This is a genomic window from Halomonas sp. BN3-1, assembly GCF_003056325.1.
In the GTDB taxonomy this organism is placed as follows: Bacteria; Pseudomonadota; Gammaproteobacteria; order Pseudomonadales; family Halomonadaceae; genus Halomonas; species Halomonas litopenaei.
Genome location: NZ_PYVV01000005.1, coordinates 56,811 through 73,467 on the forward strand (window position 1 = coordinate 56,811; position 16,657 = coordinate 73,467).

Annotated in this window: 18 protein-coding genes; 15 read left to right on the top strand and 3 right to left on the bottom strand. The window is 65.4% G+C overall.

Translation table 11 applies throughout. The features are described from left to right. Positions 1–116 precede the first annotated feature (116 nt). From C9F12_RS08470 to flgA, 3 genes are all read right to left on the bottom strand, one after another. A complete protein-coding gene (locus tag C9F12_RS08470) occupies positions 117–566 on the bottom strand; it encodes a flagellar protein FlgN (protein WP_108448581.1) in 450 nt (149 codons plus the stop codon). Next, entirely contained in the window at positions 563–868 is a 306-nt protein-coding gene (gene flgM, locus C9F12_RS08475; protein ID WP_240184210.1) for a flagellar biosynthesis anti-sigma factor FlgM, read from the bottom strand. Before flgM ends, C9F12_RS08470 begins: the two co-directional genes overlap by 4 nt. Before the next feature lie 235 nt (positions 869–1,103). Continuing rightward, complete coding sequence (flgA, locus tag C9F12_RS08480) at positions 1,104–1,889, bottom strand: flagellar basal body P-ring formation chaperone FlgA (RefSeq protein ID WP_108448582.1); 786 nt, start codon at positions 1,887–1,889, stop codon at positions 1,104–1,106. Between the two features lie 252 nt (positions 1,890–2,141). Here flgA and flgB point away from each other — a divergent pair, with 252 nt between their 5' ends. The 15 genes from flgB (at position 2,142) to C9F12_RS08555 (ending at position 15,995) form a co-directional block, all read left to right on the top strand. Beyond that, positions 2,142–2,558, top strand: coding sequence for a flagellar basal body rod protein FlgB (flgB, locus tag C9F12_RS08485; RefSeq protein WP_108132049.1), 417 nt, complete (start codon positions 2,142–2,144; stop codon positions 2,556–2,558). Between the two features lie 39 nt (positions 2,559–2,597). Further along, positions 2,598–3,002, top strand: a complete 405-nt coding sequence (gene flgC, locus C9F12_RS08490; protein ID WP_045992584.1) for a flagellar basal body rod protein FlgC — start codon at positions 2,598–2,600, stop codon at positions 3,000–3,002. A 4-nt stretch (positions 3,003–3,006) separates the two neighbouring features. After that, complete coding sequence (flgD, locus tag C9F12_RS08495; protein WP_045992585.1) at positions 3,007–3,702, top strand: flagellar hook assembly protein FlgD; 696 nt, start codon at positions 3,007–3,009, stop codon at positions 3,700–3,702. 56 nt (positions 3,703–3,758) lie between these two features. Then, a complete protein-coding gene (gene flgE / locus C9F12_RS08500; protein WP_108448583.1) occupies positions 3,759–5,000 on the top strand; it encodes a flagellar hook protein FlgE in 1,242 nt (413 codons plus the stop codon). A 59-nt stretch (positions 5,001–5,059) separates the two neighbouring features. Beyond that, positions 5,060–5,815 carry a flagellar basal-body rod protein FlgF gene (flgF, locus tag C9F12_RS08505; RefSeq protein ID WP_045992587.1) on the top strand — a complete coding sequence of 252 codons (756 nt, stop codon included), beginning with the start codon at positions 5,060–5,062 and terminating at the stop codon, positions 5,813–5,815. A 73-nt stretch (positions 5,816–5,888) separates the two neighbouring features. Next, positions 5,889–6,671 (top strand): flagellar basal-body rod protein FlgG, encoded by a 783-nt coding sequence (gene flgG, locus C9F12_RS08510; protein ID WP_045992588.1) that lies wholly within the window; start codon positions 5,889–5,891, stop codon positions 6,669–6,671. A 96-nt stretch (positions 6,672–6,767) separates the two neighbouring features. Beyond that, a complete protein-coding gene (locus C9F12_RS08515) occupies positions 6,768–7,490 on the top strand; it encodes a flagellar basal body L-ring protein FlgH (RefSeq protein ID WP_108448584.1) in 723 nt (240 codons plus the stop codon). A 58-nt stretch (positions 7,491–7,548) separates the two neighbouring features. Continuing rightward, positions 7,549–8,640: a flagellar basal body P-ring protein FlgI gene (locus tag C9F12_RS08520; RefSeq protein ID WP_274601887.1), complete on the top strand. Its 1,092-nt coding sequence runs from the start codon at positions 7,549–7,551 to the stop codon at positions 8,638–8,640. Between the two features lie 77 nt (positions 8,641–8,717). Beyond that, entirely contained in the window at positions 8,718–9,899 is a 1,182-nt protein-coding gene (gene flgJ / locus C9F12_RS08525) for a flagellar assembly peptidoglycan hydrolase FlgJ (RefSeq protein ID WP_108448586.1), read from the top strand. A gap of 125 nt (positions 9,900–10,024) precedes the next feature. Further along, a complete protein-coding gene (gene flgK, locus C9F12_RS08530) occupies positions 10,025–11,668 on the top strand; it encodes a flagellar hook-associated protein FlgK (RefSeq protein WP_108448587.1) in 1,644 nt (547 codons plus the stop codon). Between the two features lie 12 nt (positions 11,669–11,680). Beyond that, positions 11,681–12,919, top strand: coding sequence for a flagellar hook-associated protein FlgL (gene flgL / locus C9F12_RS08535; RefSeq protein WP_108448588.1), 1,239 nt, complete (start codon positions 11,681–11,683; stop codon positions 12,917–12,919). A 195-nt stretch (positions 12,920–13,114) separates the two neighbouring features. Continuing rightward, positions 13,115–13,477: a metalloregulator ArsR/SmtB family transcription factor gene (locus tag C9F12_RS08540; protein WP_108132057.1), complete on the top strand. Its 363-nt coding sequence runs from the start codon at positions 13,115–13,117 to the stop codon at positions 13,475–13,477. Between the two features lie 43 nt (positions 13,478–13,520). Then, positions 13,521–13,949, top strand: coding sequence for an arsenate reductase (glutaredoxin) (gene arsC, locus C9F12_RS08545; RefSeq protein ID WP_108448589.1), 429 nt, complete (start codon positions 13,521–13,523; stop codon positions 13,947–13,949). Next, on the top strand, positions 13,946–14,674 hold the full coding sequence (arsH, locus tag C9F12_RS08550; RefSeq protein WP_045994294.1) for an arsenical resistance protein ArsH: 729 nt from the start codon (positions 13,946–13,948) through the stop codon (positions 14,672–14,674). Before arsC ends, arsH begins: the two co-directional genes overlap by 4 nt. A 13-nt stretch (positions 14,675–14,687) precedes the next feature. Further along, positions 14,688–15,995, top strand: coding sequence for an arsenic transporter (locus C9F12_RS08555; RefSeq protein ID WP_108448590.1), 1,308 nt, complete (start codon positions 14,688–14,690; stop codon positions 15,993–15,995). Positions 15,996–16,657: the final 662 nt, after the last annotated feature.

Genomic DNA, 16,657 nt, shown 5'->3' on the forward strand with positions numbered 1-16,657 from the left:
GCCGGCAAGGTGGCGGTGCCGGCAAGGTGGCAGAGCCGGGCAGACGTTTCCGAGAGGAGGCGTCAGGCCGAGATATTAAGAGCCCAAGCTGCGAGCCAAGACCTCGAACCAGGAAATCAGGCCGAGACGTTGAGCCGAGAAGGTTGCAGCCGGGTGCGGCCGTCGGGCTGGTAGACGCTGGCGTTGGCGATGCGGTGGATCTGGTCGAGCATGCGCTGGTTGTGCTCCATGCGCAGGGCCAGCAGTTCGCCACAGCGCAGATTGGCGCGGGAGACTTCCCTGGCGAGTGCCATGGTGGCCTGCCAGGCGGCTTCGCAGCCGGCGTCACGGGCGGCTTGCAGGGTGCCCTCGCGGTCATCGGGGTAGCCCAGTCGGCACTGCACCTGATGGCGGCGCGCTTCCGTCTCGGCAAGCCTTTGCTGGATCTCGGACTTCTGGCCGGCGAGCGCCACCAGCGCCTCGCTGTCGACCTGGCCCTGAACCAGGCACTCCTGTTCCTCGCCCAGCAGGGTCAGCAGCTCGGCGAGTCGCTCACGCTGCTGGTTGAGCAGTCGGGCCAGACTCACGACCGCGAGTCCTCTGAAGTATCGCCGAGCATGTCGCGGACGCTGTCGATCAGGCCGTCGGCGATACGCTCCGGATGGATTTCCAGGCGTCCCTCGCGGATGGCGTCACGAATCTGTTCGACCCGGGCGCTGTCGATGTCCTGGCTGGTGTCCGCCGCCGGGCGGCTCAGGTGGGCCTGGGCACCGGCTTCGACACCGGCGCCAGCGGCTTTTTGCGTCTCGCTTTGCTGGAGCTTGTCGCTCTGCTGCGGCCCCTCGCTGTGGGCGGGGCGGGTCAGAGGATGTTGCGAATCGATCTTCACGGGCAAGGCCTCACGAGAATGGCGATGGGACCAGGCGCTGGCTGTCGCCGTTGATCCGAATGTCTGCGTCTATGTACATCATCGGCCGCAAGAACAAGAACTTTAGGTCTGGCCGGCAACAAGAACTTTAGGTCTGGCCGGCAGACGCGGATGATTTTCGTGCCCGTCTAGCTGTGGAAACCCACCTGGCCGCCACCCGAAAAGTCGCCGAGCGCAGGCACTTTTCATCAACGTCCTAGTAGGTTACCGCCAGCCGGCCGTGTTCCACCACCCGGGCGTCGAGGATCTGGCGCCGATCCACCCTTACCCGCACGATATCGCCGAGGCCGCCGGCCTCCAGCGCCTCGCCCTGGCGGCTGATGCGAAAGCCCCGCCCACTGGCTTCCACCGCGACCTGCTCGCCGCGTCTCACCAGCTTGGGTGACGTCAGCTGATGAGCCGACAGCGCCTGGCCCTGGCGAATCCCGCGTCGGGCGATCTGACCGATGGCCGCCTGTGGGTCAGTCAGCGCCTGGGACGGCAGTCGGCTTACGTCGAAGCGCTCGCTGGTCAGCATGTCCGCGCTCAGGCGCTCGCCGGGGGCGATGTCCCGCGCCGCCACCAGGCGCTCGCCCAGCCGGGTGATTTCGGCCTGCAGATAGCGGCTGCGATGGCGCTCACCCTCGCAGCGAAGACCCACCGAGACGCGTCCGGCCAGCCGACTCCCCGCTCGGGGCAGGAAGGGCTCCGGCTGTCGGCAGTCGGCCAGGCTCGCCGCCGGCGGGAATACCTGGATATCCAGATCGCCCGGCCGGGCGCCGTCGGCCAGGGCCTGCTCGAACAGAAAGCTCTCCACCCGTGTCAGCGCTTCTCCGGTGCCCGCATCGACACCGCCGTCATCGACCGCCTGGCCGCTGGCCTGGGCGGCGGCGTAACCGGTACTGGCGGCAAAGCCTGTGCTGACACACAGCACCAGCGCCGCCCGGGCGATGACCCAGGACAGGGAAGCAGTGGCTTGTACAACAGATGAGGATCGAGACATCGGGTTACCGGTGGTCGGTGCGATCTTTAGCGCCCGGGGCCGTTTGAAGGGCGTTTTCCTGGCCTTTCAAGGGCGCTTGCCTGGCCATTCAAGGGCCATGGCACACCAGTGTAGAGAAGCCGGCATCGACGCATGGTCTGAAATGGGCGTGGTAATGGGGGCTGTTCACGGCTTTGTGCAGACAGGGGCCTGGGTATTCTTCATCGTCGAACCCCTTGTCTCTTTGTTCCCTTGCTTACGGAGCGCACCGGGATGATCGATCAGCTCGAGGCCTCGCTCGCTTTTCACCAGCAGGCCCTGTCGCTTAGACAGGAACGCCAGAAGGTCCTGGCCAGCAATATCGCCAATGCCGATACCCCCGGCTACAAGGCACGCGACATGGACTTTTCCCAGGCCCTGGAAGCCGCGACCAAGGGGGCGAATCAGCCTGGTCTGGCCCTGGCGCGGACGTCCAGTCACCACCTGTCGGGTCATGGCCAGGCGATGTCGCTTGGCGGCAGCGAGCTCAAGTACCGCGTACCGGAGCAGGCCAGCCTCGACGGCAACACCGTGGACATGGACCGCGAGCGGGCCGCCTTCACCGACAACTCGGTGCGATACCAGGCCGCGCTGACGATCCTCAACAGTCGCATTCAGGGCCTCAAGCAGGCCATGCAGCCCGAGCAGTAAGCCCGGTCCATCTCAGTTTCCAAGCAGGGAGAGCGCCCCATGTCGATGTTTTCGATCTTCGATATCTCCGCCTCGGCGATGTCAGCCCAGGCCCAGCGCATGAACGTCACCGCCAGCAACATGGCCAACGCCGACAGCGTGGCCGGCCCCGACGGCGAGGCCTACCGCGCCCGCCAGGCGGTGTTCGAGTCCCGTGCCGCCAGCGACGGCATCGGCGGTGTCGGTGTGCGCGAGGTGGTCGAGGACCCCTCGCCGCTGCGCCAGGAGTATCGTCCCGAGCACCCGCTGGCCGATGACGCCGGCTACGTGGCGATGCCCAACGTCGACCCGGTGGGCGAGATGGTCAACATGATCTCCGCCTCCCGCTCCTATCAAGCCAACGTCGAGGTCATGAACACCAGCAAGCAGCTGATGCTCAAGACCCTGACCCTGGGCGAGGGCTAAACCCATGGCCAACACCATCGATGCAAGCGTTTACCAATCGGTCAACGCCGCCACCGCTCAGGCCAGCTCCAAGCAGGCGTCCGACGAGCTCGGCGACAACTTCATGACCATGCTGGTGACCCAGCTTCAGAACCAGGATCCGCTCAACCCCATGGACAACAGCGAGATGACCTCGCAGTTGGCCCAGATCAACACCGTGTCCGGCATCGAGTCTCTCAACGAGACCATGTCGTCGATCACCGGCCAGATCAACGCCGGCCAGGCGTTGCAGGCCACCGGGCTGATCGGCAAGGGCGTGCTGGTGCCGGGGGATCGCATCGTCATGGCCCACAACGACGAAGGCGCGCCAGTCTCCACGCCCTTCGGCGTCGAGCTGGAAAGCCCCGCCGCTGAGGTCAAGGTGACCATCACCAACGAGTCCGGCGAGGTCATCAACAGCTACAACCTGGGCCCGGCCTCCGCCGGGACCGAGTCGTTCCAGTGGGACGGCATGACCGGTGAAGGCGTGGCGGCCCCCGAAGGTGCCTATCACGTCAGCATCGAGGCCACCGGCGTCGAGGGCGAGGAGCTTGCGGTGACCGCGCTCAACTACGCCCAGGTCGGCGGGGTGTCCCCGGCGGATGACAGCGGCCAGGTGCAACTCGATCTGGGTGCCGTCTACGGGCAGGTGGCGCTGAGCGATATCCGCCAGATTCTGTAGCGAACGCAGGATGACCGTCGCGTCATCGACGCAGGGAAACGTATAAGGAGATTGACATGGGTTTTTCACAAGCGCTGAGTGGTCTGAACGCCGCCGCCGACAGCCTGGACGTGCTGGGCAACAATATCGCCAACTCCCAGACCGTGGGCTACAAGAGCGGTAGTGCGCAGTTCGCCGACGTCTTCGCCAACTCCCAGATCGGCCTGGGTACCAAGGTCTCCACCGTGCTGCAGGACTTCAGCGGCGGCAACCTGGAGTCCACCAACCGACCGCTGGATCTGGGCATCAGCGGCGACGGCTTCTTCCGCATGGAGCAGAACGGCCAGGTGGTGTATAGCCGCAACGGCCAGCTGACCATGACCCCGGACGGCTACCTGCAGAACGCCCAGGGCGCGCGCATCATGGGTTACGGCGTCAACGCCGCCGGTGCGGTCCAGGTGGGCGGCCAGCCTGAGGTGCTGCAGATCGAGGCCGACGAGATGCCGGCCAGCGCCACCACCGAGGTGTCCACCACCTTCAACCTCGACTCGCGCAAGGTTGCCGGCGAAGACCTCAACAGCGTCACCCTGGCGGGCTCGGTCGGCACCGACAAAGTGGAATTGAACTACCACTATTCCAACAACTTCACCGCCTACGACTCGCTGGGTAACCCGCGCAATGTCACCGTCTACTACCAAAAGACGGGAGACAACAAGTGGACCGCCACCACCGCGATGGACGGCATGGTGCTGATGGACGGTGCGGCTCCCAAGGAAATGCCGATGGAGTTTGACGCCAATGGCCAGCTGAAGCTGCCGGAAAGCGGTCAGTTCGACCTGACCTTCGCCGCCAATCCATTTCTGGGAGGTGCCAACAACATGGCGCTGACCTTCGATATCTCCGGTTCCACCCAGTTCGGCAACAATGCCAGCACCACCTCGCTCAACCAGAACGGTTATACCTCCGGCGCCCTGGTCGGCATCAGCATCGACAGTGACGGCACCGTAGTGCGCAGCTACTCCAACGAGCAGACCCGCCCGGCCGGCCAGATCGCCCTGGCCAGCTTCCGCAACCCCGAGGGCCTGTCACCCGCCGGTGACAACACCTGGGCCGCCACCGACGCCTCCGGCCAGGAGCTGGTCGGTGCCCCGGGTACCGGCCTGCTGGGCGGCATCCAGTCCGGCGCCATCGAGACCTCCAACGTCGACATGGCCAAGGAGCTGGTGAGCATGATCGTCACCCAGCGCGCCTACCAGGCCAATTCGCAGACCATCAAGACCCAGGACGAAGTGCTGCAGACCGCCATCAACCTGCGCTGATGACCACGCCGGCCGCTGCCTCGGGCGGCGGCCTCTCATACCTTCCAGGGGAGTCGTAGATGGATCGCATGCTCTACACCGCCATGAGCGGCGCACGCCAGACCATGGAGCAGCAGTCGGTGGTCAGCCACAACCTGGCCAACGCCTCGACCACGGGCTTCCGGGCCCAGCTTCACGCCATGCGTGCGGTGCCGGTCGAGGGCGAGGCGCGTCTCGACACCCGGGTGTCCACCGCCGCCTCGACCCCGGGGGCGGACTTTTCCCCCGGAGCCATCACCCGTACCGGCCGCACCCTGGACGTGGCCATCGACGGTGACGGCTTCTTCGCGGTGGAAAGCGACGACGGCAGCGAGGCCTATACCCGTCGCGGCGACCTGCAGGTGGACGGCAACGGCCTGCTGACCTCGGTGGGGCGCCCGGTGATCGGCGAGGGTGGGCCGATCCAGGTGCCGCTGGAGGCCGAGCTGTTCCTCGGTGCCGACGGCACCATCAGTGCGATCGGCATGGGCCAGGACCCCGACGCCCTGGCCGAGATCGGCCGGCTCAAGCTGGTCGAGCCGCAGCCCGGCGAGCTGACCCGGGGCGGCGACGGCCTGTTTCGCTCCATCGGAGAGAATGGCGAGCCTGCCGCCCTGGCGGCCTCCGACCAGGTACGGGTGGTCAGCGGGGCGCTGGAGGGCAGCAACGTCAATCCGGTGGAGTCCATGGTGGCGATGATCGATGTGGCGCGGCGCTACGAGCTGCAGACCAAGATGATCAGCACCGCCGACGAGAACGCCCAGAAGGCCAACAGCCTGCTGTCGTTGAACGGCTGAGCCCTTCAACCGACGGCCAGGGCCGAATTATTGAGCGGTCAGGGGAGCCTCCTGACCGAGGGAGAGAAGAACCATGATCAAGTCGCTGTGGACGGCCAAGACCGGACTCGAATCCCAGCAGGTCCAGCTGGACGTGATTTCCAACAATCTGGCCAACGTCTCGACCAACGGCTTCAAACAGTCCCGGGCGGTGTTCGAGGACCTTCTGTACCAGAACATGCGCCAGCCCGGCGCCCAGAACAACGTCCAGGACCGCCTGCCCTCGGGCATGCAGATCGGTTCCGGTGTGCGTCCGGTGGCCACCGAGCGCCTGCACACCCAGGGCGGGCTCGAGGCCACCGAGAACTCGCGTGATCTGGCGATCAACGGCAAAGGCTTCTTCCAGGTGCTGATGCCCGACGGCACCACCGCCTTCACCCGTGACGGCAGCTTCCAGCTCGACGAGAACGGCCAGATGGTCACCGCCAACGGCTACCCGCTGGAGCCTGCCATCATCATCCCCGACAACGCCCTGTCGGTGGACATCGGCGAGGACGGCGTGGTCTCGGTGACCCAGCCCGGCACCAGCGAGTCCGACGAGGTGGGCCAGATCACCATCTCCACCTTCGTCAACGCCACCGGCCTTCAGTCCATCGGCGGCAACCTGTACCTCGAGACCAGCTCATCAGGACCGCGCAATGAACTGATGCCGGGCATGAACGGTGCCGGCCGACTGTTGCAGGGCTATGTGGAGACCTCCAACGTCAACGTGGTGGAAGAGATGGTCAGCATGATCCAGACCCAGCGCGCCTACGAGATCAACTCCAAGGCGGTGCAGACCAGTGATGAGATGCTGGCACGCCTGGCACAACTCTAGGGCTTGTCTGAAAAGTGCCTTCGCTCGTCGACACTTTTCGAGTAGCGCCTAGTCACGACGCTGACAATAAATTCCGCGGTGGCACTGGAGATGGCCATGCACCCTGACACGACCTCATCATCTGGCGCGCCACACGGTGGGGCTCATGCTGTTCTGCGCCTGGCGACGCTGGCGCTGGCCCTGGTGCTGCTGACGCTTGCCGGCTGCGCCCAGATTCCCCACGCCTCGGTGGTGGGCGAGCAGGAGCAGATCGAGATCCCCGATCGGCCGCTGCCGGTGGCCAACGGCTCGATCTTCCAGAAGGCCCGGGGCTACCAGCCGCTGTTCGAGGATCGTCGTCCGCGCAGCGTCGGTGACATCCTGACCATCGTGCTGGACGAAGAGGTGAGCGCCAGCAAGAACTCCCGCTCCAACGCCGATCGTGACGGCAGCTCCAGCCTGACCTTCACCCAGGTGCCGGATGGCCTGGAAGACCTGCTGGACTACGGCTTCGAGATCGACGGCGACTCGGACTTCGAGGGCGGCGGCGGCTCCCAGGCCAACAACTCCTTTACCGGCACCATCACCGTCTCGGTGATCGAGGTGATGAACAACGGCAACCTCAGGGTGCGCGGCGAGAAGCAGATCGCGATCAATCAGGGCACCGAGTTCATCCGCTTCGGCGGGGTGGTCAATCCGCGCTTCATCACCACCCAGAACACCGTGCCGTCCACGGCGGTGGCCGATGCGCGCATCGAGTACGTGGGCAACGGCTACATCAACGAGGCGCAGCACATGGGCTGGATGCAGCGGTTCTTCCTGAACGTTTCCCCCTTCTAGGCCGAGCATGATGAAAAACCCTGTCTCCCGCCGCCCCACCCTGACCCTCGGCAGCCTGATGCTGGTGCTGCTGATCGCGCTCTCGGCCTTCTCCCACCTGGCCCGCGCCGAGAAGGTTCGCGACCTGGCCAGCTTCGCCGGGGTGCGCGACAACCAGCTGGTGGGCTACGGCCTGGTGGTGGGCCTGGATGGCTCCGGTGACCAGACCATGCAGGCGCCGTTCACCGGCCAGAGCCTCAACAACATGCTGTCCCAGCTCGGCATCACCGTGCCGCCGGGCACCAACATGCAGTTGCGCAACGTGGCGGCGGTGATGGTCACCGCGGACCTGCCGCCCTTCGCCCAGCCCGGCCAGCGCCTCGACGTGGTGGTGTCTTCCATCGGTAATGCCCGCAGCCTGCGTGGCGGCACCCTGTTGATGACGCCATTGAAGGGCGCCGACGGCGACGTCTACGCCCTGGCCCAGGGCAACCTGTTGATCAACGGTGCCGGCGCCGAGTCCGCCGGCTCCAGCGTGCAGATCAGCCACCAGGCCGCCGGGCGTATCGCCGGCGGCGCCATGGTCGAGCAGACGGTGCCGCTGGCGCTGGGCAGCCGTGACGGCGTGCTGGAACTGCAGCTCAACCAGGCCGACTTCGGTACCGCCGAGCGCGTGGTTCGTGCGATCAACGACACCTTCGACTACCCGGTGGCCTCGGCCAGAAACGGCGGCGTCATCGCCCTGAACGGGCCGACCAACGCCAACTCCCGGGTCAACTTCATGGCCCGTGTCGAGAACGTCGACGTCACCCCGATGCCGGCCCGGGCCAAGGTGGTGCTGAATTCTCGCACCGGCTCCATCGTGCTCAACGGCAGCGTGACGCTCAAGCGCGCCGCCGTGGCTCACGGCAACCTGTCCATCGTCATCGACACCGCCTTCGGCGTCAGCCAGCCGGCGCCCTTCAGCCGTGGCGGCGAGACCACGGTGGTACCGGACTCCGATATCACCATCGACGAGGGTCAGGGCACCCTGCAGGTGGTCGAAGGCGCCAATCTGCTCGACGTGGTGGACGCCCTCAACGCCCTCGGCGCGACCCCCAACGACCTGATGTCGATCCTCGAGGCGCTCAAGGCCGCGGGATCGCTCAGAGCCGAGCTGGAGATCATCTGATGGCTATCTCTGATCTTTCATCTGGGCCCATGACAGGGCTGGCTTCGGGGCCCACAACAGGGCTGGCTTCGGGGCCCATGACCGGACTCTCGGGTTCTGCCCTGTCTGGCGCCAGCCGGGCCACCGGCAGCGTCGGCCAGGCCGGCTTCGCCTTGGACATGCAGGGGCTGGCGCGACTCAAGACCAGCGCCCGCCAGCAGGATCCGGCGGCGGCGGCGGAGGCGGCGCGCCAGTTCGAGGCGATGTTCATCAACATGATGATGAAGAGCATGCGCGACGCCGTGCCGTCTTCTGGCCTGACCGACTCGAAGCAGACCCAGTTCTACCAGACGCTGCTCGACCAGCAGTGGTCCCAGACCATGGCCAGCCGAGGCATCGGCCTGGCCGACCAGCTCATGGCCCAGCTACGTGGCCCAGAGGCCAGCCAGGCCAAGGATGTCGAGGCACTGATCGCGGGGATTCCCCGTGGTACGCCGCGTCCGCTGTCCAACGCCCTGAGAGCGGACGCCCCGGCAGACAGCGAGGTCGAGGCGCCGACCAACTTCCTCGACGAGCTGGGCGCCGTCAGCCAGGGCATGACCACCGCCCAGGCCGAGGAGCGCATCAGCGGGCGCGAGGCCCGCGATACCCCGGCCCACGTCCAGGCCTTCCTCGACAAGCTGGCCGCCCCGGCCCAGGCCGCCAGCCGCGCCTCCGGCGTGCCGGCGGAATTGATCCTAGCCCAGGCGGCGCTGGAGACCGGCTGGGGCCGCCACGAGATCGCCACCGCCGACGGCAACAACAGCCACAACCTGTTCGGCATCAAGGCCGGCAGTAGCTGGGACGGCCCCACCACCCGTATTACCACCCACGAGGTGGAAGACGGCCAGCGCCAGCGTATTCGCGATGACTTCCGGGTCTACGGCTCCTTCGAGGAAGCCTTCACCGACTACGCCAGGCTGATCAGCAACAACGCCCGCTACGCCGAGGTCACCACCGCGCCGGACGCCGAGGCCGCCGCCCACGCGCTGCAGCGCGGCGGCTACGCCACCGACCCGGCCTACGCCGCCAAGCTGATCGCGGTGATGCACACCTTCGGCCCGATCGATGACGGCGCAGGCGCCACCCGCGTGGTGGCCGGCGAGGCTCGACCCGCTAGTGTCAGCGCATCGCCAGCAGGCACCGCCGAGCAGGTCGATGCCGCTTCCACCGCGGACAAGCGTGGCAGCGACTGGCTGGCCAGGGCGCAGATCGATAGCAACCCTACCCGAGTGTTTTAGCAACAGACGCGCTGCTCGGGACATCGACCAATCGCTCGGAAAATTAATGGTTTTTGCGGCACCGAGGCTCTCAAGCCAGCGGCCATTCGGCCGATAAACAGGCTATCGGCGAAAGGAATTCCACCATGAGCATGTTCTCCATCGGCTTGAGCGGCCTGAATGCCGCCCAGAACGCCCTGACCACCACCAGCAACAACATCAGCAACGTCTATACACCGGGCTACAACCGCGAGATCACGGTGCTGGGCGAGGGCAGCGGCGGGACCCAGGGCGTCCAGGTCAACGACATCGAGCGTCAGTTCAACCAGTACGTGGCCGACCAGCTCAATGGTGCGGTGAGCTCAAGCTCGGCGCTGGACGCTTACCAGACCCAGGTCAACCAGATCGACAGCCTGCTGGCCGATCAGGACGCGGGCCTGGCGCCGCTGATGCAGAACTTCTTCTCGTCGCTGGAAGACCTGGCCTCGGCTCCCTCGGACCCTGCCGCCCGCCAGGGCGTGCTGGGCGCGGCGGACACCCTGAGCGCCCAGTTCCGCGCCTTCGACAGCTACCTGCAGGACATGCAGGACGGCATCAACAGCCAGATCCGCGACGAGATCACCCAGATCAACAACCAGAGCGAAGAGCTGGCCTCGCTCAACCGCGAGATTTCCCTGGCCAAGGCCAAGACCGGCGAGGCCCCCAACGCGCTGCTCAACCAGCGTGACCAGCTGGTCACCGAGATGAGCGAGCGCATCGGGGTGGAACTGACGGTGCAGGACGGTTCCTCCTATCGGGTCAGCCTGCCCGGCGGACAGCCGCTGGTGGCCGGCACCGAGTCCTACCAGTTGAAGGCGGTGGCCTCGGCCAATGATCCCCAGCGGGTGGTGGTGGGCTACCAGGACCCCGGCGGCGGCCTGCAGCGACTCGACGAGGACAGCCTGCAGGGCGGCTCGCTCGGTGGGCTGATCCAGTTCCGTTCCGAGACCCTGGATCGCACCCAGAACCAGATCGGCCAGCTGGCGGTGTCCATGGCGGTCGCCTTCAATACCCAGCACGCCGAGGGCTACGATCTGGATGGCAAGAGCGGTGGCGACATGTTCGACATCGGCAAACCGCGGGTCTTTGCCAACGACGCCAACAGCGGCGGCGCCACGGTCACCGCGAGCTTCAACATCGACAAGATCGAAAACCTCGAGGCGGCCGACTACGAGGTCAAGGTCAGCGACGCTTCGGCATCGCCGCCGACCTTCGAGGTCACCCGCAAGGACACCGGCGAGGCGGTGGACGCGAGCTTCGACGCCACCGAGAACACCCTGACCTTCGGCGGCGTGACGCTCGCCATCGATGACCCCAGCGCCCTGGCCGACGGCGATCGCTTCGAGGTGCAGCCGGTACGCCGCGCCGCGGGCGGCTTCGAAACCGCCATCAGCGATCCCGACAAGATCGCCGCCGCCGGGGAAACCGGCGCCAGCGGCGACAACGAGAACGCCCTGGACCTGCTGAAGCTGCAGGACGAGATGAGCGTGGGCGGCAGTGCCACCCTGAGCCAGGCCTACGCCTCGATGGTCAGCGACGTGGGTAACCGTACCAACGTGGTGCAGGTCAACCTGGCAGCCCAGCAGGGGCTGACCGAGCAGTTGAGCGCGGTGAAGCTGTCCGAGTCCGGGGTCAACCTGGATGAAGAGGCGGCCAACCTGATCCGCTATCAGCAGTACTACCAGGCCAACGCCAAGGTCATCGACACCGCCACCTCGGTGGTCGACACCATCCTCGGACTGCGCGGCTAAGGAGAGCAGAGCATGCGTATCAGCACCGTCACCATGTACGACCAGAGCGTCAGCTCGCTCAACCGTCAGCAGTCCGAGTTTCTTCACCTGAGCCAGCAGCTCGCCAGCGGCAAGCGGGTGGTCAATCCCTCCGACGACCCCCAGGCGGCGTCCCGGGCGGTGGCGGTCAGCCAGGCCCAGGCGGTGACCCAGCAGTACACCGATGCCCGGGTCAGCGCGCGCAACGCCCTGTCCCAGGAAGAAAGCGTGCTCAACAGCGCAAGCGACGCCCTGGCCAGCGCCACGGCGCTGGTGATCCAGGCCTCCAACGACACCCTGAGCGACGCCGACCGTCAGTCCATCGCCAGTGAGCTGCGCGGCGTCTACGAGACGCTGATCGGTCAGGCCAACGCCACCGACGGCAACGGTCGCTACTTGTTTGGTGGCTACGCCGATGGCGCCGAGCCTTTCTTCGACAGCGGCAGCGGTATCGAGTACGTCGGCAGCGACAAGGTGCGCGAGCAGCAGGTGGACGCCTCGCGACTGATGGCGGTGGGGGATACCGGCGCCGACATCTTCACCAGCGTGCCCAGCGGTGCGGGCTACGTGGCCGAGCAGGGGGACAACAGCGGCAGCGTGACCTTTGCCGGCCCCGATGTGGTCGACAACAGCGACACCGGCTACGGCAAGCGCTACCTGGTGGAGTTCGGCGGCACCGACGACGCTCCGACCTACAGCGTCAAGGTCGAGGTCGAGAACAATAGCGGCAATTGGGTCAGCGCCGGTGCAGCCCTGGAAGATCAGCCCTACGACCCCGAAGGCACCAGCGTCGAGGTCGGGGGCCTGCGCCTGGAGCTTGAAGGCGCGCCTGCGACCGATGACAGCGTGACCTTCGGCCCCGCCGACACCATGAACACCAACGTCTTCACCACCTTCGAGAAGGTGCTGGCGGTGCTGGAAGCCCCCGCCGACACCCCCGCCAAGCAGGCGACGCTGCATAACACCCTGAACGGCGCCATGCGCGAACTGGACGCCAGCCTCGACAACGTGTTGACCAAGCGGGCCTCGGTCGGCGCGCGGCTCAACGAGCTGGACGTGATCGACTCGGTCAGCGGCAACCGCGAACTCAACTACGCCCAGACCATGTCGGACCTGGTCGATCTGGACTACAACCAGGCGATCTCCGAGTACAGCATGCGTCAGGTGGGCATGCAGGCCGCCCAGCAGGCCTTTATCGGCATTCGCGACCTGTCGCTGTTCAACTATATGTAGGGTCGATGTAGCGCTGGTATAGCGCGCAGGTAGCACGACTCTATCGTCGTCGTGTGACAGCCCCCTCAACCAAAAAGCGGCGCGTCTTGCTGGACGTCGCCGCTTTGTCGTTCTTGGCCAGGGTGACGGCAAGCGAGATGCCCTGGATCAAGAAGTACTTGACCCGCACATCAATATGTCCATAATTCCGGACATATGGACAAAGACGATCTGCAACCGACCCTCGACACCTTCGCTGCGCTGTCTCAGCCCACCCGGCTCGCTGCCTTTCGCCTGCTGGTGCGCCATGAGCCCGAAGGCCTGCCTGCCGGCGAGCTGGCCCGCCGCCTGGAGGTGCCCCACAACACCCTGTCGGCCCACCTTGGTGTGCTCAGCCGGGCGGGGCTGGTCAGCCAGCGCCGGGAAAGCCGCTCCATCGTCTATCGGGCGGACCTGGCGCACATGGTGGCCACCCTCGACTTTCTGGTGCGCGACTGCTGCGCCAGCCGGCCGGAGGTGTGCAACCCCCTGGCCGACCTGCTGGGCCCCGGCACCGGTGACGACACCAGGACCTGCTGAGCCACGACAGCCTCGATAGCCAAGATCGCCTCCCGGAGCCCCCATGACGCTGATCTACCACAACCCGGCCTGCTGCGGCACCTCGCGCAACGTGCTGGCCATGCTCGAGGCCTCCGGCGAATCGCCCGAGGTCATCGAATACCTGAAGACACCGCCCAGCCGTGAGCGCCTGGTCGAGCTGATCGAGGCCATGGGCATCACGCCCAGGGAACTGCTGCGCCAGAAGGGCACGCCCTACGACGAGCTGGGCCTCGGTGATGACCGCCTCGACGACGAGGCCTTGATCGACGCCATGATGGCCCACCCGATTCTGATCAACCGACCCATCGTGGTGACCGCCAGGGGCGCGGCGCTGTGCCGTCCCTCCGAACGGGTACTGGCGCTGGTCGAGGCGCCGCTGTCGGCCATCGAGGGCGACAGCTTCACCAAAGAAGACGGCGAAACCGTCACGCTGGAGGCAAACCGCACATGACCCCCGATACCCTGCTCAAGGACCTGCCCAACATCGACCCGGAGCTGTGGCGGCCCATCGCCGTGGACGAGCTGGCCCCGCCCAGCGCGCCACGCCATGCGCCTCGCATCCTGGTGCTGTACGGCTCGCTGCGCGAGCGCTCCTACTCGCGGCTCTTGGCCGAGGAGGCCGGGCGTTTGCTCGCGGCCTTCGGTGCCGAGGTGCGTACCTTCTCCCCCCAGGGGCTGCCGCTGCCCGATGGCGCCGAGGCCGACCACCCCAAGGTCGCCGAGCTGCGCGATCTGGCGAGCTGGGCCGAGGGCATGCTGTGGGTCAGCCCCGAGCGCCACGGTGCGATGACGGCGGTGATGAAGGCCCAGATCGACTGGATTCCGCTGTCACTCGGCGGGGTTCGCCCGACCCAGGGCAAGACCCTGGCGCTGATGCAGGTGTGTGGCGGCAGCCAGAGCTTCAACACGGTGAACCAGATGCGCCAGCTGGGGCGCTGGATGCGCATGCTGACCATCCCCAATCAATCGTCGGTACCCAAGGCCTTCAACGAGTTCAACGAGGCGGGGCGGATGCGCTTGTCGCCGCTGTACCTGCGCGTGGTCGACGTGTGCGAGGAGCTGATGAAGTTCACCTGGCTCAACCGTGGCCGTGACGGCTACCTGACCCAGCGTTATTCCGAGCGGGTCGAAAGCGCCGAGCAGGTGTCTTCGCGGGTCAATCAGGACAGTCTCTGACAGGGAGTTTTCCATGCTGGCATTCGCCATCTTCGTCGTGACCCTGGTGCTGGTGATCTGGCAGCCAAAGGGCCTCGGTATCGGTACCAGCGCCCTCGGGGGCGCCGCGGTGGCCCTGGCCGTCGGGGTGGTGCAATTGCCCGATGTGCTGGTGGTGTGGGACATCGTGTGGGATGCGACCTTCACCTTCGTCGCCCTGATCCTGATCTCCTTGATCCTCGACGAGGCCGGATTCTTCTCCTGGGCGGCGCTGCACGTGGCGCGCTGGGGCGGTGGCAACGGACGCCGCCTGTTTCCGCTGATCGTGCTGCTGGGGGCGGTGATCGCGGCCTTTTTCGCCAATGACGGTGCCGCGCTGCTGCTGACCCCCATCGTCATGGCGATTCTGCTGCGCCTGAAGTTCTCGCCTCAGTCGTCGCTGGCCTTCATCATCGCCACCGGCTTCGTCGCCGACTCCACCAGCCTGCCGCTGATCATCTCCAACCTGGTCAATATCGTCAGCGCGAACTTCTTCGATATCTCGTTCAACCACTACGCCATGGTGATGGTGCCGGTGGACCTGGTCTCGCTGGCAGCGACCCTGCTGGTGCTGACCTGGATGTTCCGCAGCGATATACCGGAGCAGTACGACGTCGAACGCCTCGAGGCGCCGAGCCATGCCATCCGCGACCCGCTGGTGTTCCGCGCCGCCTTCCCGGTGCTGGCGACGCTGCTGGTGGCGTTCTTCGTCACCGCGCCGCTGGGCGTGCCGGTGGCGCTGGTGACCGGCAGCGCGGCGCTGGTGCTGGTCGCCCTGGCCGGTCGCTGGCACCAGGCAGGGGGCAGCACGGTGATCTCGCTGTCGCGGGTGTTCAAGGGCGCGCCCTGGCAGATCGTGCTGTTCTCGGTAGGCATGTACCTGGTGGTCTACGGGCTCGGCAACGCCTGGCTGACCGAGGATGCCAGCGCTCTGCTGACCTGGCTCGGCCAGCAGGGCACCCTGGTGGCGACGCTGGGTACCGGTGTGGCCTCGGCGCTGCTGGCCTCGATCATGAACAACATGCCCTCCACCCTGGTGGGGGCACTCGCCATCGACCAGGCCCAGGTCGGCGACCTGACCCGGGAGCTGATGATCTATGCCAACGTCATCGGCAACGACCTGGGGCCCAAGTTCACCCCCATCGGTAGCCTGGCCACCCTGCTGTGGTTGCACGTGCTGGCGGAAAAGGGCACCCACATCAGCTGGAGCCAGTACATGAAGGTCGGGCTCAAGTTGACCCCGCCGGTACTGCTGGCCGCGCTGCTGGCGCTATGGTTGTGGCTGCCGCTGATCTCGTCTTGAGGGAGTCGTCACTCTGAAGGCACTGGCGCCACTGAGCGCCGGTGTCCCTTGAGTCCAATCCGATCTTCAGCGTGTTTTACTGACGCCTCTGATGCCGTTAGATCCGGCCGGCAGGCGTCGTCGTCGTGGCTTTTCAGACAGAGCGATCTCCCTGACAACCGAGACTCCTCACCATTAAAGCCTTTGTGCAGAGGGTGTTTTTTGGTGAAGCACAAGTAAGACGGTGAATAGTGAAGTTGTAATCAATACATCTTTTGTCGAAGAGCGAGGGAAGTCCATAAAGCCGTATGTTTCACAGTTTTGATTGTTTATAACCAGGCGGACACCGTGCCGACTTTCTTTTTGTGACATTTTTAATCAATTTAGATACATAATGAGAGCAAAATAAAAACTTTAAATTTCCTTTCATATCAACAAGATAATTTTTATTTTTGTTGGCGCGCGAACATTCTTATTTCCACAATGATCTGTTTTGTCTGTCGTTTTTTCTTTAATCGTTTTTTTAACGATATTTCTCGCCATTAATATCGATGTTTTCCCCCTTGCCTATCTAAATGCCTTTGTCTTACATGGTTAAGCACAAGTCCTCTCTAAGAAGACGTTGGGCTTGCTGTAGCGTTGGAGCGAGAAGCGCAGGAAGCCAGAAGAACCGACAAGGGGTG